Genomic DNA, 21,907 nt, shown 5'->3' on the forward strand with positions numbered 1-21,907 from the left:
TATCAAAAACACAATTTAATATTCTTATGTTATGAGATGGATCATAATGAGGCTCAAATGTAAATGCTATAGCATTTATATGCATTCCATCACCAGTTCCATCTACAATCTTTACACCATCCATTTCAACATTATCCGCTCCAACTATCATTACAACATGACCCGAATTAGAATTTATACTATGTTTACTATCATCATGCCTGGCTCTATCCCCATATAAATTCCCACCTTCAATCCTAATATTAGATTCTTCTCTAATACCCAATAAAACATAATTATTATTATCATTGGGCTGTACTCTAATATGTGTATTTTCGCTCATTACAAGCGTAAAATCTGAAGGCACATTAATAGCTTCTTTAGATGGATAGAAATTTTGGTTGCTTGTTGTGCTTGTTACTTTACTAACCTCAAAATAGGCATCCATTTTATCAATCTTTAATGTTGTAATACCCAGATCTTTAGCCATAAACATTGTTGCTTCTAAAATATTATTATTTTCTAGTGCAATGGCAGAGGTAGTTTCTCCCTCAACAATTCCCCATCTACTAGGATCAAAATTAAATACTGGATCTTTAAGCTGAGGTGTAGAACCACCTATAGTTAAAGTAGCATTTAAAAAGTTACCATCAAAAGTAGAACCTCCTGAGAAATTAATAGTTCCGTTAATTATATCTCCACCTTCATAAACAATAGTTACATTTTCAGGAAGGGTAATTGTTTGTCCTTCTAAATCTAAAACACAATTTATAACAACTGTTGAGTTGGCTTGTATATCATTTAATGTAAAATCGCAAGGTAAACTGGTATCTACTGCTGTTGGTTCTTCAGGTGTATTGGTATCATCAGTATCTGGAGTGTCTTCTTCTACAACTTCTACTATAGATTCTACAAATAATTCTTCCTTGTTACAAGACATCATAGATGACATAAATAATAAGGTGAATAAAAAGGTTTTCATAATCGTTTTCATAATTGTTTTGTTTTGGGGCATTAAAATCTTCTTCAATAATAATTTTTTTTTCAATAAAATCGTTTAAGTGATTAATTTTTTCGATAAAATACATTAAACAAAATACATGTATTCGATAAAATGCAATTTTAAACGATTAAGTGGTTTTTAGAATTTATAATTAGTCCTTATATACGTGTGAAAAATAAATTTTGGATGTCCCTCTCAAAATTAAAATCGGACAAAAATATAATTTTATCGATAAAGAACATTATAATGTTAATAAGTAGCGCCTACTTGTTAACAACTAAACACTTAGTAAACAAATACATACAAGCCAAAAGATGAGTTAACTGTTTTAGTAAAAAAAAGATTATAAAATATTAATGAGAAATAAGTTTAGCCGTAGTTTATCTATTGAACTTTTATATTTACTTTTAATCTTAATTATAAATCAATATGGGCAACTGTAGGCTCATGTAAAAAAGTTTTGTTAAAAACGATAAGGATATCCTGATGTGTACTGAAAAAGGAGAAATTGCTTGTAAAAGCATTTCAGAAAAGAAATTAAATAACAGCATTAATAGAGGAATAAACTATCTTGAAAATCACCAATTACCCAATGGCGAGTTTTTAATGTATATGTCTGATGATGATGCTATGCAAACCTGGAATCTACCTGAAAGCTGTGTGTTTCCCGCTGCACTTATTGGTAACTCTTTACTTTCTATTCGCAATCACCAAAAAGTTCAAGAAATATTATTTAAGTCGGCACATTTTTTATATTACCAAATGGATAGAGGTGGTACTTGGAATCATTATACAATTTTACACCGTTTTAGAAAACTATGCCCTCAAGATTTAGATGATACATCTTGTGTGTCTTATTTTTTAAAACAAATGAATTTTGATATTCCAGTAAAACGTAACCAACAATTAGCAGTAAATAACCGCAGAAGCGATGGATTATTTTATACTTGGATAGTTTTTAGGTGGCGGTTTAACAAAAACGTTTTATACTGGTACTTTGCTGCTAAAGAGCTTAAACACCTTTTTAAAAGTTTGATTTTTTGGCACAAATTTGAATGTTCAAGATACGATGTGGATGCCGTAGTTAATGCTAACATTTTACTTTACTTAGGAAAAAGGAAGGAGACACTACCTGTAATATCATATCTTATTGATATTATTAAAACAGAAAGCGAAGAGGATTGTGATACTTGGTATCGTAACATATTTACTGTTTATTATTTTATTTCGAGAAATATTTATGCTGGAATTATAGAATTAGATTCTATTAAAGACGATATAATACACAGGATTTTAAAGAGACAAAATCTAGATGGTAGCTTTGGCAAATCTGTGCTTGATACCGCTCTGGCAATATCTGCTTTGATAAATACTGGATACAAAGGAGAAAAAATAAAAAATGGCATTGAGTACATTATAAAAACCCAGCGTAAAAATGGACATTGGGATAGATGGGCGTTTTATTATGGAGGCCCAAAAAAGCTTTCGTGCTTTGGGTCTGAAGAACTAACAACGGGATTTTGCTTAGAGGCTTTAGCTCGTTTTAGGGATTTACAGAAAACGGAATGAACAATTTCTTTTTAAAATCATTACAACCCAAACATCAATTAATCTAAATTTTATGTACTTAGCTTTAAACTCTTTGTCTAAATTACAGCACCATTAATCTAAATTTTTTATTGACTGGATTGAGATAAGTTATATTAGTGAATTCTTTAACAAATTTTAGACATAAATATAATAACAACATCTATATGTTAAAGAAATTGTATATTACAGTCCCTCAAAAAATTTACTAAACCTTAACCAAATTTGATTTGAAACAGCTAATAATCAAACTAATACCTTTTAAAGCACAAACGCTACCCATTATCTATAAGTGCTTAAGTATAGCTTCAAAAATACGTCCTCAAAAAAAAGAGTTGCTTTTTGCCTTTGGAGGGCGATCTAATTATTGGAAAAATATGGGGATTGAGTTATTTGAAAAAGAATCTGTTTTTAGAGAGTCAATTCTAAAGTCTGATGCCATTATAACTGATTTAGATTGGCCTAGTATTCTTCCAAATTTCAGAAAGGAATGCCCTAAAAACTTCTTCGAATCAGAATCCAACGTATATCTTACAATTGCAGCTATTCAAATTGCGGTTTTAGATTATTTAAAAGAAAGTGGTATTATTCCAAATGCTATTATAGGGTTGAGTTTAGGTGAAATTACTGGTATCTATGCTGCAGGAGGTATATCACATACTGAAGTGTTCAATATTTTAAAGAGTGTTAACCTAACTACTTCAAGAGAGAAAAAAGAATACACTACTATTTATTTTAATATGAATATCGCTAGTGTACTAGAACTATCAAAGCGAAATGAAGAAATTCATCCCATATATGAACTTCATTACAATACAACATTGGCCTGTGTACATAAGGATAAGGTTGATTTACTTAAATCTAAGCTATCTAATATAGGTGTAGCATTTAAAAACACCAATCAAAAAATGTTCCCTTATCATACCAAGTTGATGGGCTTTTATAAAGAAGAAATCCTCAAATGCTTTTATAACCTAAATCCTAAGCCCTTAAAACAAGATTACTTCTCAACTTCTTTAGGTAAAATTGTTCCAAAAGGCACAATATTGGGTAATAACTTTTGGTACAACTTCCAACGATATCCAGTTTTAGCAAACAGCACTTATAATTCAATTATTAATTCTGGCAAAAAGTATAATATCATTCAAATAGGGCCAGATTTATTTGATGGAACAAAAATGCAACAAACGTTAACCAACAATTCGGATAAACCCAAACTATACTCTACACTTAAAAAAGATGGGAATTCACATAAAATATTTAAACATACCTACTCTAAAATAAAGAAAGAAGGGCAAATAAACCATAGTGCAATAAACAATAAAGGTAGCGATTTTGATGAATTCCTAAAAAATTTCGATCTGTACAATCCATCTTATATAGAAACGCCAACATTATATTGGGAGTATTTAAAAAGAAAGGGGAACGTTCATTATATACCTACAAACAGTTCGTGGATAGTTTTGGACTATGATACTATAAAATACGTTTTAAATGATCCTAAAAAATTTTCAAACCAACCTATCAGCGGTTTTGATAAATATTTGGCAGGAGCAGATCCACCTGAACATACAGACATCCGATTACTTTTACAGCCCTTATTTTCGCAAAAAGCGTTAAATCGTATTGAAGGCTATATTTTAAAGAGAACAAACGAGCTATTTGAAAATTTCCCATATTCTGAAGCCTTTAATTTTGTCACTTCGTTTTCTAAGCCATTATCTATGGATGTAATTACCTATTTTTTGGGGCTTAACATTGAACAGTCTAAAAAACTAGAAAGCATAGTGGGCGAAAGAATATATGAAGTTGGCAAAATTGAACTAAAAGAATGCTTTACTGAATTTCTATTGAAGAAAAATGATTTTGAACTTTCAAGTGCCATGCATTTTATTAAAACGCTTTATGATGATAACAAATTATCGCTTGATGCAGCGTCCAGTCTTGGCAGGTTGCTATGGAGTGCTGGAATGACAACAACAAATGGACTATTGAGCAATGTTTTTAAAAGACTTTTAAAAGCCCCTTATTTATCAGACCAATTAAGAAAGTCCGATCAATTAATAAATAAATATATTGATGAATGCCTGAGAATAGAAGCACCAGAAATAATATTGAGAAGAAAGACAACGCAACAAGTTACAATAGGGAATAAAACAATCCCTCAAGAATCATTATTAGCATTAGATTTAAGAGCAGGAAACCACGACGAAACTAAATTTCCAAACCCAAATGAAATAGACTTATCACGTCCATTAAACAGTCATTTATCCTTTGGAAGCGGCCCACATGTATGCATAGGAATGGCACTAGCAAGGATGGAAGCAAGAATTGCTTTAAAAAACTACCTAAACTCATCAAAAGAATTAAGTTTAGCACGCGATACACCAATAACCTTTTATCCTTCTTTTCATTTTAGAGCATTAGAAAAATTAACGATAAAATGTTCAAATTAAAGTTATAATTAATTACTAGGTCAATTAATATGCAAAATTTCATAATAAATCTAAAAAAATTAAGGGATAACCTCAAGCTAAAAAGAACCATTGGTCTTATTTGGTCTATTACCAAGGGGCGGGCTATTTTCCCTATGCTACTTATGATTTTTGAAAGCGCAGTGTTTTTGGGCTCTTTATACATATTTAAGTTATTAATAGACATAATTGCTGCACCCGATAGAGGCGAAAAAACTAATTTAGCAATGCTGTACCTTGCCGCAGCAGGATTAGCAACCATGATATTTTTAATCCTTCGTGCGTTATCGGGCTACTATACCCAAAAACAAGCGGCTTTAATAAGCGAATATGTAGATGATAAAATACACTCCATCGCTGTAGCTCTCGATCTTTCTTTTTATGAAAGTCCAGCTTACTTCAACACACTAAATAGAGCTAAAAATGCTGGTCCCGAAAGACCTGCAGCTATATTGACCGACCTTTTTAATATTTCCAAAAATTTACTCATGCTAATAGTTATGGGGGCAGTACTTATATCTATTAGCTGGGTTTTAATGCCTTTGTTAGCACTATTTATCCTGCCAACGCTTTTTGTACGATTAAAATTTGCCGATAAGTTATATGAATGGCAAAAGTTTAAAACACCATTAGAAAGAAAATCGCGCTACCTAAGCTCTCTAATAACTGGCGAAGTAGCCGCAAAAGAAATAAAAGCTTTTAATCTAGGTAATTTCTTTAGATCCATGTACATCGATATTAGATTAAACCTTTTAGAAGAAAAGTTTCGCATCAACAAACAGAGCAACATTAACGAAACAATAACTAACGTGTTGGCTGCCGCAGGTATGTACAGTTGCATTGCATACATTTGTATTAGCGCCTTAAACGGAGAATCATCAATTGGTGATATAGCCGTATTCCTGGTAGTTTTTCCTCAGCTTTTCGGCATTATGCAAGCGCTGGCTGGCGGTATTTCGTCTTTGTATCAAAACAATATATTCCTTAGTTATCTTTTTGATCTTTTTGATTTGAAAAATGAAATGGAAGACCCAAAAAACCCGCTACCTGTTCCTTTAAATCACCCTAACCTTACATTAAATAATGTAAATTTTAAGTATCCCCATGCCGAAAAAATAGCATTAAAAAACATCAACTTAAAAATACCCGCTGGTAAAGTTGTGGCATTGGTGGGGCTTAACGGATCTGGAAAAACCACTTTGATAAAGCTATTGTGTAGGCTTTACGATCCGACTTCGGGGACCATAAAACTAGGCGGAGAGGATATTAAAAACTTTAAAGCAGATGATTTTAGAAAGCAAATTAGTGTTGTTTTTCAAGACTTTGTTAAATATAACATGAGCGTTACTGAAAACATACACTTTGGTAACATACATGATGAAGCCGATCACAATTTTGTAAAAGATTCTGCAATAAAATCGGGAGCACATGATTTTATTAAAGAGTTTCCTGATGGTTACAATACTACCATGGGTCGTATCTTTGAAAATGGCAGGGAAGTTAGTATTGGGCAATGGCAAAAACTGGCAATTGCTCGTGCCTTGTATAGCAAATCCCAGTTTATAATTTTTGATGAAGCCACTAGTGCGCTTGATGCCAAATCTGAACAAGAGATTTTTGACGGCTTACGAGAACATATAGGCAATAGAGGAATATTGGTTATTAGCCACAGGGTTTCTGCCGTAAAACATGCCGATTATATTTATGTAATGTCCGAAGGTGAAATAACCCAGAAAGGAACACATGAAAAACTGATTTCTGAAACTGGGGATTATGCAAAATTATTTAAACGAAAACCTTTGGTCGTAACCCAAATGAGCAAAAATGGAACAGAGCAATAGCAACATAGTAAACAACAACCATATTGCCATCCTATCAACCTGTGCTGATGATTGGGGTGGCAGTGAAGAGTTGTGGGCAATGAGTAGCCCCTATCTACTAAAAGAGGGCTTTTCTGTTACTGTGTTAAAAGAAAGCATAAACCATAACCACAAGAGAATTTTAAAACTAAAAAACAATAACATTACGTTTATGGCATTGGGTAATAATTATCCCAAGCTTATAAACCGCTGCATAAATGCCTATTACCAGTTTGTAAAACCCTATTTCAACATATATCTTTATACGTTTAAAAAATTCCTTAAAGCTAAAAAACCAGTGTTGGTAATTATTTCGCAAGCCATAAATTTTGATGGATTGCATTACGCACAACTATGTTTAAAGCATAACATTCCATATATAATTGTATCTCATAAAGCCGTTGAATTTTTCTGGCCTCCAAAAGATGAGCGTAGCTATATGGCTAATGCTTACAAGCATGCAAAAAAATGCTATTTTGTTTCAAAACACAACCAAAATTTAACCGAAGAACAATTTGGATTTCGTTTCACCAATGCTGAAATAGTCCGTAATCCTATGAAAATTAAGCCTGAACCATTAATATATCCATCAACAAAGGAAGGTTTTAAAATCGTAATGATTGGTCGTTTATTTGTTATTGATAAAGGACACGACATTCTGATAAGAGTTTTATCAAAAGAAAAATGGAGAAAAAGAAAACTGTATTTATCGATTGTTGGCTCAGGTCCGGATTGCAAAGGTATTAAAGCCATGGCAAGTTTGCTTAAATGCAAAAATTTACAGTTTTTAGGACATCAAGATAAGATAAAAGAAATCTGGTTAAGTCATCATGCCTTAGTGATACCTTCAAGAAGTGAAGGTATGCCCCTAGTTGTTATTGAGGCTATGGCTGCTGGAAGAACTGTTATTGCAACACGAGCAGGAGGTACCATGGAACTTGTTGAAGATGGAGTGACTGGTTTTATAGGAGATGCAACAGAAAATGGTTTTGATGAAGCTCTAGAAAGAGCATGGAATACCCGCAGGCAATGGCATGCCATGGGGCTTAAAGCCTCTAAGCATATAAAAGAGCTAATATCAAAAAACCCTGAACTTGATTTTGCAAAAAAAGTAATAGCACTTATTTAATTGTATTTATTTATGAATAACCCCCCATTAGTATCCGTAATAATTCCTACATACAACCGTGTTAACATTGTAGGTAACGCTATAAAAAGTATTTTGGACCAAACCTATAAAAATATTGAGATTATTGTTGTCGATGATGGCTCTACCGATAATACCAAAGCATTAATAGATAGTTTTCCTATGGTTAAATACCTAGTAAAACAGAATGGTGGGCAAGCTTCGGCACGAAACATAGGACTCAAACATGCCAAAGGTAAATATATAGCCTCATTGGATTCTGACGATTTATGGGAAGCCACTTTTTTAACAAAAATGGTAGAAGCTCTCGAAGAGCATGGTTTAGACTTTGCTTTTGCTAATTGGAGACAACAGAATAATAATGGAAATTATAGTGACTTTCTTTCAGAATATATATACTTATCCTCGCATTTCCCAAAGAAAAAAAACTCATGGGTACATCTAAGTTATAAAGATCTAAGGAAAGTATATTTAACGGGCTGCCCATCACCGTCTTCCTCTTTACTTATTAACTCTTCAGTAATTAAAAGTGGTTGGAATGAAAAAATGAATATTGCTGATGATTGGTATTTATTATTAGATATTGTTTTAACTAAAGAAGCAAAAGTAGCTTTTACTACAGAAAAACTTTGGAAAAAACATGTAGTTAGCGATAATGTATTTGATGGACGAGATAGATTAGAAGTTCTTAAACTTTTATACGTAAAGGATATGTCAGCAATGCTTAAAGAGTTTAAATATTTTTTAAATACAGATGAGATTAACACATTACAAAAAAAATACGTTTTAGATGTAATGCTTACAGCTAAAGAGGTTTGGACAAAAGAAAAAAGTGTAAAAAATGCACTGTTTTATATTTTTAAAGCTTTTATTGAACACCCTATATTTTCTCTTCAAATAATCTTAATGATTTCATTTGGTAAAATAAAAAGCAAGAATTTAAAAAAAACTGATGTTATCCTAGAATAATGAAAAGCTTATCATTACTTAGAGCACATGATTGGTGGGCTCCGAAAATTATTCCTATGTTATGTATTGGTTATGCAACCATTTTACAGAATAAAGATAATTTGATGGATAATTTTTTATGGTTGCTTTTTTTAATTTTGGCCGTTTCGGTAGGCGCTATATACGTAAGTATAATAAATGACTTTACAGATTTAAAATATGATATCGCCAGTAAAAAAAGAAACGGGCTTCAACGTTTTACACCAATCAAGCGAAAATTATTTCTACTTGCCTCCATTTTGTTAGGAGTATTTTTTAGTATATTTTTTATAAATGATACACTTTCCCTAATATTTTATCTTGCGGCATACCTCGCTTTTAGTTTGTATTCTATACCCCCTTTTCGATTTAAAAATAGAGGTGCTTTAGGTGTCATTGCAGATGCTAGCGGCGCACACCTTTTTCCAAGCCTTTTTGTAGCTTCTTCTATGATGAACAACATGAATGTACCCATTGACCCTTATTGGTTAACAATTATAGGTGTATGGAGTTTTTTTTATGGGTTACGAGGTATATTATGGCACCAGTTTTGGGATCGGGAAAACGACCTATCAATAAACCATAAAACATTTGCGACAGAAATGAGTGTATCTAACATGAAGCTTGCAGAGATAATCATTACCTCCATTGAAATTATTGCGCTTCTGTTAATTTTATTAACCTTGGGGATATTGCCTTTTATTGCTTTGTTATTTTATTTTTTAATTCTTTTTGGCTACTTAAAACTTAAAATTAAAACAATCTTAATTATTACCAATACCAATAGCTGGCAAATATTTATGTCGGATTACTATCAGATTTTACTACCAGCATCATTAATAATTACTTGTAGTATTAAAGATCCTATATGCTTAACTTTATTCGTTTTTCATCTTTTATGCTTCCCTTATACTACCAAATCCTTTTTAAAAACCCTTTTAAGGATGATAGGGTTAAAAAAATAATATGGAAGAAGATATTTATTAAATAGATAATTTCAAAAAAATCCATTTAATGGGATGAAAAAAGTTAAAAATTCATACTTAATTGATAAGCTGTTAATCGCTTAACCTAGTAAAACAAAGATAAAACCATATGAAAACTAATTACTTTTATATATTTGCCATTGTGACTATTAAAAGACAAAACAACCGCTTTTATGAAAAGAAAAATTATTAGAATCACTACAGTACCACTGTCTTTAAGCGGTTTACTACATGGACAATTAGGTTACATGAAAAGTCATTATGATATTTTAGGCGTATCCTCAAAAGGAAAGGACAATCAACTTGATAAAGTTTCTAAACATGAGAATATACCTACCGTAGCTATTGAAATGACAAGAAAAATAACACCCTTAAAAGACATTGTTGCGGTTTACAAATTATATAAGCTATTCAAAAAAGAAAAACCATTTATTGTGCATTCGCATACGCCTAAAGCAGGAACTTTGTCCATGTTAGCTGCTCGATTAGCAGGTGTTCCACATAGACTACATACAATCGCTGGTTTACCACTTCTTGAAGCTACTGGATTAAAAAGAACTCTATTAAACACTGTGGAGAAAGCAACTTATGCTTGTGCGACAAAAATTTATCCTAACTCATTTGGTTTAAATGATATTATATTGGAGCAAAATTTTACAAAACCAAACAAATTAAAAGTTATAGCTAATGGAAGCTCCAATGGTATAGATACGTCTCATTTCGACCCTAATGCGATAAATGATGAAGCTAAGAAAATGAAGCTTAAAGAAAGCTTAAATATTGCTGAAGAAGATTTCGTATTTGTATATGTAGGTCGATTAGTTTCTGATAAAGGAGTAAACGAATTATTGGATGCCTTTAATAATCTAAGCAATGAGCAGGAAAATATAAAATTATTACTAGTTGGAGGCTACGAAAATGAATTAGATCCACTTTTACCAAAATCAATGGAAACAATAAAAAACAATAAAAAAATTATTTCTACAGGTTGGATAAATGATGTTAGACCATTTTTTGCTATTTCTGATGCTCTGGTTTTTGCTAGTTATAGAGAAGGTTTTCCTAACGTAGTAATGCAAGCTGGTGCAATGGAACTACCTAGTATTGTTACAAATATTAATGGCTGCAATGAAATTATTGAGCACAATAAACATGGTTTAATTATCCCTGTTAAAGATACCGAGGCCATATATAGCAACATGAAATATATACTAAACAACCAACAAGAAGCTAAAAAAATGGGAATTGCATCTAGAGCAAATATTGTTACAAAATTCGAACGTATAAAAGTATGGGAAGCAATGCTTGAAGAATACAAAAGTTTGGGATAACATTATCATTTAAAACAGTTAACTTTAAAAACGATTCAAATTCTTGAGCTAAAGTATTTACGTAAAAACCTCTACAAATACCTACAATAAGACGTTAATCGGTAATTCACAATTAATTATAATAAATCTATACCTACCCTATAAAGTCATTTGACGATAAAACGGTAATAATCAACGTAAAATTGAAAATCTATACTAATAGTATTATATATTTGATTGCTAATTAATATATGAAACCCCATTTTAATTTATTAGACTAATGAGTGAAGAGTTAGAAATCGTTGGCTTAACCAAAAAAATGCTTCGTGATTTTGTTATAAACAATACACTTTGGAAAACTGATTTAGCACCTATGCCTAGGAGTAAAGCTATTTGGCTAATTTCTAATGAAAGAATTAGTGAAAATGATTATTGTGGCGTATTAGCTTATGAAGGTAAAAAAATGGTGGCTTTTATATACATGTTTCCCGACTTAATAAACAACAAAACTAAAGAAGGTAAAAAAGCCTATTGGATGATTGATTGGTGGGTTATTGATAAATATAAAGATAGTATACTAGGAACCTACATATACAACCAAGCAGTTAAATTTGCAGAAAAGCAAGTACTAATTAAAGGTTATACGGAAAATGTACAAGAGTTTTATGACAAACAACCCTTTACTGTAATAGCATCAAGGCTTAGGCATACCCTGTTTTTTAGTTTAGACTCGTCTATGCTTATTGGCAAATTCAGGTTTTTAAAATCTGTGAAGTTTATTATTGATGGTATAGACTCTATTGTAGGCAAAACAATTCGATTTATAAACAAAAAGAAACTAGTAAACAGAACGAAACAGTTAAAGTATGATTTTATAAATCAATTAGATAACGATACTTGGAGTTTTATTGAACCGCTTTGTAAAGATGATTTAATTTTAAAAACATTTAACTATGTTAACTGGCAACTAGACAATAATCAATACTTACAATTACCTATCTCAAAAAAAACACCATATAAAAATCTACAAACTGGGATAAGTAACAATATACACATACATAATTTAAAAATTATTTCAGGTGATAAAATTATAGGTTTCTTATCTTATGTTATAAACTATAACGAATTCAATGTGAAATATTTTTTAGTTGAAGATGAAGAAAATTATGATTTGTGTGTTGATGCATTAATGGAAAACCTTATCAAATCTAAAAGAAATTTTATGTTTACTGATGATACTAAATTGTCTGATAACATTAAAAAAAGGTATTTTTCATTATTCATTCATAAAGTATTAAAAAAAGGACTCGCGCATAATGACACTAAAATTGATAATGATAGTGTAACTATGCTAAACAGAGATGGTCATTTTTATTAAAGGAATTAGTAAATATGAAGTATATAAGTAATTTACAAAAATCTATTGAAGAGCATTCTGAAAATAATGCATTTTATATAGGTGACACCTATTATACCTATAAAGATTTTGCCTTAGAAGTAAGTAAAATAAGGAATTCTATTAATAAAAAAGTTGATGGTTCTTTTAGATTAATTGGATTAATTGCCAATGACGATATAGAAACTTATGCCGCAATTATTGCTTTTTGGTTAGAAGGTAAAGCTTATGTACCAATAAATCCTGAGCACCCTATTGATAGAAATACAGAAATACTGAAAGCTTTAGAAACAAACTATATATTTGATTCAACCGAGAAAGCTAATTTTGAAGGATTCACACTTTTAGCGTCTTCAACAGAAAAAAACATAGTTATAAATCTTACACCAAAGCCAGTAGCAAAAAACGACTTAGCATACATTTTATTTACATCTGGATCTACAGGTAGCCCAAAAGGAGTACCAATTACTTATAATAATTTAAACGAATTTATTGAAGCTATAAACTTTGATGGAGAGTTTAAACTTAATGCCTCCGACAAATGTTTACAAATGTTCGAGCTTACTTTCGATTTTTCGGTAGTGTCCTATATTTTTCCTTTGTTAGAAGGAAGTTGTATTTACACGGTACCACGAAATTCAATCAAGTATTTTTATATTTATAAACTAATCCAAAAGCATAAACTAACAGTATTATCTCTAGTACCTTCAATAATTCATTATTTAAGACCGTATTTTAATGAGATTCATGCTCCAGAAGTGCGCTACTGTAGCTTTGGCGGCGGTGCATTGTACAATGATATTACAGAAGATTGGAGCAAATGTATTCCAAATAGCAAAACATTTAACTACTACGGACCCACAGAAAACACCATTTATAGTAGTTATTATAAATTAAATACTAATAGTTGTCAAAACACTACTCATAATGGTGTTATTTCAATAGGCAAGCCATTAAATAATATTGAATATATTATAATAAATGAAAATAATCAAGAGGTTTTACCTGGAGATACAGGAGAACTAGCCCTAGCTAGCGGGCAATTAACTCCTGGGTATTGGAAAAACAAAAAGAGAAATAACGAGTCCTTTTTTACCAAAACGGTAAACAGTAAAACTTTAAGATTTTATAAAACTGGCGACTTATGTTTTAAAGATTCTCAAAATAATTACATGTATTTAGGCAGAATTGATTTTCAAGCAAAAATAAGAGGCTTTAGAATAGAATTATCTGAAGTAGAGTTTCATGCCAAAGCTAGTTATGCTGAAAAAGTTAATATGGTGGCTATAGATATATTTAATGATTTAGGAAATGCAGAATTAGCATTAGCAATTGAATCTGAACCATTCGATACTAAGGATATGGTTATATATATGAAAGCCAAAATGCCAGATTATATGATTCCAGATCATGTGAAATTCATAAGAGAATTACCTTATAATACTAATGGTAAAATTGATAGAAAAAAACTAAGAACCCTTTTTGATAAATAATTATGGAAAACAAAGAAATATTTGAAAAAATAACACCAATTTTCGTAAAAGTTTTAGAACATAATAATTTTAAATTAACTGAAACCACTACAACTGATGATGTCGATGGATGGGGATCTTTAACGCACATGATAATTATTGAAGAAATTGAAAAGGAATTTAATATCAAGTTTAAATTATTTGATTTAATGACAATGGATAATGTTGGAGATTTAGTGAAATCAATAAAATCAAATATTTCTTAAAATAAATTTGCTACTATGTACAAACTATTTTTTAAGCCTTTAATTGACTATGTATCTGCATTAATAGCTATTATAATTTTTTCACCAATTTTTATAATAGTTACAATACTTCTTTATTTTGCAAATAATGGTAAACCCTTTTTTTTCCAAGTAAGACCTGGTAAAAATGAAAAGCTTTTTAGTATCATTAAGTTTAAAACCATGAATGATAAAGTTGATGAAAATGGCAAACTCCTGCCCGACTCATATCGTTTAACAAAAATTGGTATGCTTGTTAGAAAAACATCTATTGACGAGTTACCACAGCTATTAAACATACTAAAGGGTGACATGTCATTAATAGGTCCAAGACCGCTGTTGCCACAATATCTGCCCTTTTATAAAGAAAATGAAAAGAAAAGACATACTGTTAAACCCGGTATAACAGGGCTAGCACAAGTTAGTGGGCGAAATAACATAAATTGGGACACCAAGCTAAGATTTGATGCAGATTATGTGGAGAATCTATCTTTTAAAATGGATTTCAATATCTTACTAAAAACTATTTATAAAGTAATTGCATCAAAAGATGTTGCTATAGACACTACAAATGTAGAAGCATTACTAAATGTAGAAAGACAAAACAGCATGAATTAAAGCTAAGCAAGCATATTACAAATTTTTAAGTTAAAATGAACAAAACCGAAACGGAACAAAAACAAGTAAGAATATATGGCGCAGGTGGACACTCACAAGTTATCAAGAGTGTTTTAGAAGAAAATGGTTATGTGGTAACTGATACTTTTGACGACAAACCAGAAAATGTTCATCACGCCTCTAAGAATGTAGCTATAGGTGCAAGAGAAAACCTAAATAAATTCCCTCACGAAGGAGCACCAGTTATTATTGCTGTTGGCATAAATGCAGAACGTGCAGAAATTGCTGAGTTTCTTAAATGCAAGTATGAGAAGGCCATTCACAAATCTGCTACTATTTCTAATAAATCTAGTATTGGTGATGGCACAGTAGTTTTTGCAGGCGCTATAATTCAACCCAATACATCAATAGGAAAGCATGTTATTATAAATACAGGAGCTAGTGTTGATCATGACAATATTATTGGAGATTTTGCACATATATCTCCAAAAGCAGCCTTGTGCGGACATGTGGAAGTTGGTGAAGGTAGTCATGTAGGTGTTGGAGCTGTAGTAATTCCAAAGGTAAAAATTGGCAAATGGTGCACTATTGGGGCTGGTACTGTTGTATTAAAAGATGTGCCAGATTACTCTACTGTAGTTGGTAATCCAGGTAAAATAATTAAAACTAGAAAATCAAATTAGAAGTGAGTGAGCATAACAGTATATCAGACGTAACTTTTATTGGTTCAGGAATTTCAACTTCTTTTAGCTTGCTGAATTTTTTAGATCATATTAATAAAGATTTTACTATAAATAAAGCTGTTTCAATAAATATAATTGAAAAGTATTCTGAATTTAATTTAGGTATTCCTTATGGTACCAGATCTGGATTTTCTACACTTTTAATAACATCGCTAAGGAATTTTTTAGTTGAGCCTGAGCTGGGTGAATTTATAAAGTGGCTTAATAAAAATAAGTCATGGTTACTAGAAGAATTTGAAAACGAAGGTGGCGAATTATCAAAAAAATGGCTTTTAGACAATGAAGATGATATAAAAAACAATCAATGGGAAGACCTTTTTATTCCTAGACGTTTTTTTGGCTGCTATATAAATTTAAAAGTTAATAACAAGATTAAAGAACTTACAGAAAAAAGATTAATCAATGTCACCCATATTACTGGCGAAGTTGTTGATATTAATCAAGACGACAGCGTATATGAAATTACATTAGGAGATGGTTTAAAAATTACCTCTAAAAAAGCAATCTTATCTGTAGGCTCATTACCAGTTAAGCATTTGTGGCAAAATAAAGATATAATTGAAGATGAAAACTTAATCTTTATAAACAACCCTTATAAACCAAATTTAGGTGTAACATTAAATAAAATTAATACGTTTATAGCTAACAGAGCAGAGAAACAAACTAATATACTTATTGTTGGAGCCAATGCAAGTGCTCTGGAATTAACATATAAGATAAATGATTTTTCAAACAAAAAGTATTCTAATACAAATTTCACATTCCTTTCATCACAAGGTCTAATACCAGATGGTTTAATTGATGTAGAAAAACAAAAGCAATACACACCATATCACCTTAATGAATTAAAAAAAGAAAAAAAATTAACAGCCAAATTAATTGCTGAAGCCACATTTAAAGATCTTGATCTTGCAGATGAAATAAATTTAGGTGCAGCATCAACAGTAGATATTGTCTCAAAACATTTTGGTAAATTACTTGAGAATTTAAATAAAAAAGAGCTAGAAATTTTTGCTTGTGATTATGGGAATGATATAGGAAAAAGACAGCGTTGTGCAGGATTGCATTATTTAAATGTGATAACCAATTTAGAAAACCAAAATAGATTTGAACATTTAGCTGGTCGTTTTAATAATATGCAACACAATACAAACGACCACTATAATTTAGAATATTTAGATACTTTAACTAAAACAAAAACAATACATAATAAGCCTTTTCATATAGTAGTTAACTGTGTTGGCAGCAGAAACTTAACAGAAAATAATATTCCCCCATTATTTAAAAATTTAATCAAAAAAAAATATTGTATCCCCAATAAATCAAAAATAGGGTTTTATGTAAATGATAATTTAGAATCTACAAAAAATTTACATGTTATCGGGCCAATGTTAGCTGGCAATGTAATAGAAAATAAAGCGGTATGGCACGTTGAGCATTGTGGAAGGATTATATGGATTTCTAAAATATTAGCAAAAGTACTATTCGATGATTTAAATAAAGATAAAAAAGAGGAGCTAAAAAATTACAAATTGGAAGTTACCAATTTAGATAATGATTCTGATATTGAAACCTATAATAATCTTTTAAAAACCAATTGGAATAACAATATTTATTACGCATACAGTCATTTAAAATACTTTCAAAATGAAACTGATTCGCTTAAATATTTTCTGTTTAAAATTAATGACTCTAGTAAAATATTAATGCCACTAATTTTTAGAGAATTAACTTTAAATAATGAAAACACCAAATACTATGATGTAATAACGCCTTACGGGTACAGCGGACCTTTATACAATGACAACATTGACGAAGAACATTTACATGCATTTTGGAAAGCAGTTGATAATTGGTATAAAAAAAATAATGTAGTTACAGAATTTATCCGATTTAGTTTAACCAAAAACCATAAAGGATACTCAGGACATTTAATTAAATCACTTTTAAATGTTAAAGGTTTACTTTGTACTAATTTTGAGGACCAATGGACGTCTTTTTCATCTAAAGTAAGAAACAATTATCGTAAGGCTGTTTCATTTAACTTAACATGTAATATTTTTAAAGGCAATGAAATAAGTAAAGATATTATAAAACTTTTCTTTGATATATATACAAAAACAATGGTTAGACGTAATGCTAAAGGCATTTACTTTTTCTCATTAAATTACTTTGAAAATTTAATTTTAAATAACTTAAATGAATTTTCTATTGCTTTTGCTTATATAGATGATATTCCTATTTCTGCTGAATTAATAATAAAAAACAATAACACCATATTTGCATTTCTTGGAGGCACAGACTCAAATTATTTTCACTACAGACCTAATGATTATTTGAGAGTAGAGATTATAAAATGGGCTATAAAAGAAAACCTTGAGTCTTATGTTTTAGGTGGAGGCTTAAAAGATGGAGATGGCTTGTATAAAAGTAAAAAATATCTTTTCCCAAAAAATGAGGATATCCCTTTTTGTACAGGAAGAAAAATTATAAATCAAAAGATTTATAATAAGATAATTAATGGATTAGATGTAGAGTATACTAATGTTTCCAATTTAATACAAAATGCAGATTCTTTCTTTCCTATTTATAGGCTAAATGATGGAAATGAATCCCTTGATTCTATTTCATTTGACGTAATAACATCTAAAATTGACTGGAAAAAAGCTTTAGATCAAGTCGAAAATTTTGATTTTTATCACACATACGATTATCATCATTTAGCAAAAGAGGATAATTACAAAGCAGTTTTATTAAGATATACCGAAGGCGACTCACTAATTTGTTTTCCATTAATAATAAGAGAAATAGAAGGCACTGATTTTTATGATGCGACTTCAGTTTATGGATACTCAGGCCCTTTGCATAAAAATATAGATTCTAAATTCGATAATTCAAATTTTAGAAAAGCAATAAATTCTTTTTTTACTCAAGAAAAAATTATTTCTGTTTTTTCTAGATTAAATCCCTTTATAAACCATCAGGATATAATATTGAATAAAATAGGAGAAACTGCTGTACTTGGAAATGTAGTAAATATTGATTTAACAAAACCTATTGAAGAGCAAAGAACTGTTTTTTCTAAAACCACAAAAAGATACTTAAATAAAGGACGTAAAATTTTAGATTTAAAAATAAGTGATAAAAAAGAAGACCTAGAAGAATTTATAAATTTATACTATGAAAATATGAATAGAGTTAATGCCGCCAAAAAGTATTACTTCTCTAAGGATTATTTTTATAAGTTTCTTAATAGTGAAGACTTTAAAACGGATATGCTTTATGCTATTGACAAAGAAACCAATTCTATTATTTCTGGAGCAATGATGATAAAAACAAATAGTATTATTCAATATCATTTATCAGGAACAAAAAATAGCTTTTTAAATTTGTCTCCACTAAGGTTACTTATTGATGAAATGCGTATTCAAGGAAGCAAAGACAATTATAAGTGTTTTAATTTAGGTGGTGGATTAGGTAATAATGATGATGAACTATTTAGGTTTAAATCGTCTTTTTCAAAAAATTTTAAACCATTTAAAATTTGGAGACATATTGTAGACCAAGCTATTTACAACAAGTTAGTAGATGAAAAAGCTGCAGATCTTAACTCGAATTTTTTTCCTTTATATCGAGATAAATCAATCTAATCGTTCTCTGTAATAGTTTGCTATAGCACTTGCTATTAAATCTCTACTATGATTATTCCAATGCTTATCATATATTAAAGTGGTAGGTGCTGTAGATGTATTTAGCGTGCTATAAAAATCTATATACTCATAATTATTCTCATTTAAATACTTTAAGAATATTTGAGGTGTAATATTAGAGTCTAAAAGCAATACAAACCTTTTTTTATCATAACCATATTTTTTTACTAAAGATTTAAAATTCTCCATGTAAGTTAAATGAGTTTTTTCTATGTCCTCTTTAGTTTTCTCTTCAATAAATTTATTTGATTGTTTTTCTTTAAAAAGAGATGATATCTTATAAATAAGATTTAATACAGGATCAAAAACACCACTGTTCTGCGCATAAACTATTAATTTAATTTTGCGAATACTTTTATACAAAGGAGTTTCTAAATGCATTCTATCTTGAATTATTTTATACTCGCTTCTAGTAAGATCACTTTTAAAGTCTAGACCAATAATAACATAATCAATTAAATCAAAATCTTTTTTATACTTATTCATTAAATGCAATTGATCAGCTAAATCGTATCCTGCATAACCATATTCATATACTTCTATAGCTTCGTCAAAACTATTTTCAATTTTTTTACCTATTGAATTATAATAATGTTGATGAAAACCTTCTATAAAAGAATCTCCCACCAAAGCCATTTCTGTTTTATCTTTTGATGGTAAAAATTCCCGATAAGAATTATAGCCTGAGGAATTTATTCTATACTCTGAAAAATTTTGACGTCTAATACCTGTTACCGAAAACCCTTCCTGATTTGGTTTCCATTTCTCAACATTAAATTCATCAATATAACGTACAGGATAGTCTTTCGTTAAATGAAAAGCACGTATTACCCCTTCCAAAGCTAATAGTATTAGAATGGTATACAATATGGTTTTTAAAAACAGTTTTTTCATTATACTTAAAATTGAAAATAAATAAACGATTTATCAATATTATCATCATAAAACAATAGCATCAATACAATTACTAGCGTGTATAAAATAAATCTGACAATTTTAGATTTGAATTTAAAAGGTAATCGTTCATCTTTTCTAATTATGTACTCATAAAAAACAAATAGTATTAATAGAATATAATAATCCAACATTCTATACCCTTTCGGGTGAAGATAATTGGTAAATGAAAAATCATTAATTATATAACTTATATAATTAAAAGCATCTGTGATAGATTCAGATCTGAAGAAAATCCAAGAAAATGTTACAATTGAAAACACCATAATCACACGTAGAGTATCCATTATTGATGGAAATATAGAATTTTCGCCGATAATTGTATTTTTATAAGCTGTATTTTTTCCTATTAAAAAAACTGGAATAAATGCCAAAGCATGAAATGCACCCCAAAATACAAACGTCCAATTTGCTCCATGCCAAAATCCGCTAATTAGAAAAACAATACCAATATTTCTTATAGATTTTAATTTACCACCAAACGAGCCTCCTAATGGGATATAAACATAGTGCCTAAACCAAGTTGATAACGATATATGCCAGCGTCTCCAAAATTCAGCAATGTTTCTTGAAAAATATGGGAATTTGAAATTTGAAGACAATTCTACTCCAAATAGTTTGGCAATTCCTATAGCCATATCAGAATAACCACTAAAATCACCATATATTTGAAAACTAAAAAGTACAGCTCCTAATATCAATGTAGATGCTGAATAATTCGCATAATTAGCAAAAATATCATCTACAATAGGCCCTAAGGAATCTGCGATTACAACCTTTTTAAAAAGCCCCCACAAAATTAATTTTAACCCAGTAACAGATTGGTTATAATTGAATGTTCTTTTATTAATTATTTGCGATAATAAATTTGAAGCTCTCTCTATTGGTCCAGCTACTAATTGCGGAAAAAAGCTAACAAATGTGGCAAAGGATAAAAAATCTCTAGTAGGTTTAAGTTTTTTATAATATATATCGAACGAATAAGACATTGTTTGGAAGGTATAAAACGATATACCAACAGGTAGAATAACCTGCAATGTCCATGTGCTTCCCATGTTATATCCAAACATTGAGAGCATATCTACCCAAGAATCAACAAAAAAATTAAAATATTTAAAGAATCCTAAAAGGCCAACATTAAAAAAAACACTTACCCACAACCACAATTTTCTTAAAGTTTTCTTCTCATTTGCAGCTATTTTTAATCCAACAAGATAATCTGCAATAGTACTAAGTAGTATAAGTGAAAGAAATCTCCAATCCCACCAGCCGTAAAATAAGTAACTCGCAAAAAGTAGTAGTAAATTCTGTGCCTTTAGACTTTTTTTTAAAATTAACCAGTATAGCAAATAAACTACTAATAAAAATATAAAAAACTCTAAGGAATTAAATAACATG

General features: G+C 30.1%; 15 protein-coding genes and 1 pseudogene. 13 read left to right on the forward strand and 3 right to left on the reverse strand.

The window, feature by feature from the left end:
• Window positions 1-973: pseudogene (locus AADI82_RS04965) on the reverse strand (hypothetical protein); the annotation flags it as partial.
• Window positions 974-1,468: 495 nt separating this feature from the next.
• Between AADI82_RS04965 and AADI82_RS04970 the strand changes: the two are divergent.
• The 13 genes from AADI82_RS04970 (at window position 1,469) to AADI82_RS05030 (ending at window position 19,495) form a co-directional block, all read left to right on the forward strand.
• Window positions 1,469-2,551, forward strand: a complete 1,083-nt coding sequence (locus AADI82_RS04970; protein WP_341215350.1) for a hypothetical protein — start codon at window positions 1,469-1,471, stop codon at window positions 2,549-2,551.
• Between the two features lie 248 nt (window positions 2,552-2,799).
• A complete protein-coding gene (locus AADI82_RS04975) occupies window positions 2,800-5,025 on the forward strand; it encodes a cytochrome P450 (RefSeq protein WP_341215351.1) in 2,226 nt (741 codons plus the stop codon).
• A 29-nt stretch (window positions 5,026-5,054) separates the two neighbouring features.
• Window positions 5,055-6,884 (forward strand): ABC transporter ATP-binding protein, encoded by a 1,830-nt coding sequence (locus AADI82_RS04980; protein WP_341215352.1) that lies wholly within the window; start codon window positions 5,055-5,057, stop codon window positions 6,882-6,884.
• Complete coding sequence (locus AADI82_RS04985) at window positions 6,868-8,031, forward strand: glycosyltransferase family 4 protein (RefSeq protein WP_341215353.1); 1,164 nt, start codon at window positions 6,868-6,870, stop codon at window positions 8,029-8,031. Before AADI82_RS04980 ends, AADI82_RS04985 begins: the two co-directional genes overlap by 17 nt.
• A gap of 12 nt (window positions 8,032-8,043) precedes the next feature.
• Entirely contained in the window at window positions 8,044-9,018 is a 975-nt protein-coding gene (locus AADI82_RS04990; RefSeq protein WP_341215354.1) for a glycosyltransferase family 2 protein, read from the forward strand.
• The gene (locus AADI82_RS04995) at window positions 9,018-10,001 is read left to right on the forward strand and encodes a UbiA family prenyltransferase (RefSeq protein WP_341215355.1); all 984 of its coding nucleotides are present in this window, start codon (window positions 9,018-9,020) and stop codon (window positions 9,999-10,001) included. Before AADI82_RS04990 ends, AADI82_RS04995 begins: the two co-directional genes overlap by 1 nt.
• 194 nt (window positions 10,002-10,195) lie before the next feature.
• Complete coding sequence (locus tag AADI82_RS05000; protein WP_341215356.1) at window positions 10,196-11,353, forward strand: glycosyltransferase family 4 protein; 1,158 nt, start codon at window positions 10,196-10,198, stop codon at window positions 11,351-11,353.
• A 259-nt stretch (window positions 11,354-11,612) separates the two neighbouring features.
• The gene (locus tag AADI82_RS05005; protein WP_341215357.1) at window positions 11,613-12,710 is read left to right on the forward strand and encodes a hypothetical protein; all 1,098 of its coding nucleotides are present in this window, start codon (window positions 11,613-11,615) and stop codon (window positions 12,708-12,710) included.
• 14 nt (window positions 12,711-12,724) lie between these two features.
• The gene (locus AADI82_RS05010) at window positions 12,725-14,221 is read left to right on the forward strand and encodes an AMP-binding protein (RefSeq protein WP_341215358.1); all 1,497 of its coding nucleotides are present in this window, start codon (window positions 12,725-12,727) and stop codon (window positions 14,219-14,221) included.
• A 2-nt stretch (window positions 14,222-14,223) separates the two neighbouring features.
• A complete protein-coding gene (locus AADI82_RS05015; protein WP_341215359.1) occupies window positions 14,224-14,466 on the forward strand; it encodes an acyl carrier protein in 243 nt (80 codons plus the stop codon).
• Window positions 14,467-14,481: 15 nt separating this feature from the next.
• Window positions 14,482-15,102 carry a sugar transferase gene (locus AADI82_RS05020; RefSeq protein ID WP_341215360.1) on the forward strand — a complete coding sequence of 207 codons (621 nt, stop codon included), beginning with the start codon at window positions 14,482-14,484 and terminating at the stop codon, window positions 15,100-15,102.
• A gap of 35 nt (window positions 15,103-15,137) precedes the next feature.
• Entirely contained in the window at window positions 15,138-15,785 is a 648-nt protein-coding gene (locus AADI82_RS05025; protein WP_341215361.1) for an acetyltransferase, read from the forward strand.
• 2 nt (window positions 15,786-15,787) lie between these two features.
• Window positions 15,788-19,495 carry a GNAT family N-acetyltransferase gene (locus AADI82_RS05030; RefSeq protein WP_341215362.1) on the forward strand — a complete coding sequence of 1,236 codons (3,708 nt, stop codon included), beginning with the start codon at window positions 15,788-15,790 and terminating at the stop codon, window positions 19,493-19,495.
• On the opposite strand, the gene AADI82_RS05035 is transcribed toward AADI82_RS05030, so the two are convergent.
• Window positions 19,487-20,449: a hypothetical protein gene (locus AADI82_RS05035; protein ID WP_341215363.1), complete on the reverse strand. Its 963-nt coding sequence runs from the start codon at window positions 20,447-20,449 to the stop codon at window positions 19,487-19,489. The genes AADI82_RS05030 and AADI82_RS05035 overlap by 9 nt on opposite strands.
• 5 nt (window positions 20,450-20,454) lie before the next feature.
• A partial coding sequence (locus tag AADI82_RS05040) for an MBOAT family O-acyltransferase (RefSeq protein ID WP_341215364.1) occupies window positions 20,455-21,907 on the reverse strand: 1,453 nt, incomplete at its 5' end.

The organism is uncultured Wocania sp. (genome assembly GCF_964021735.1).
Lineage (GTDB): Bacteria > Bacteroidota > Bacteroidia > Flavobacteriales > Flavobacteriaceae > Wocania_A.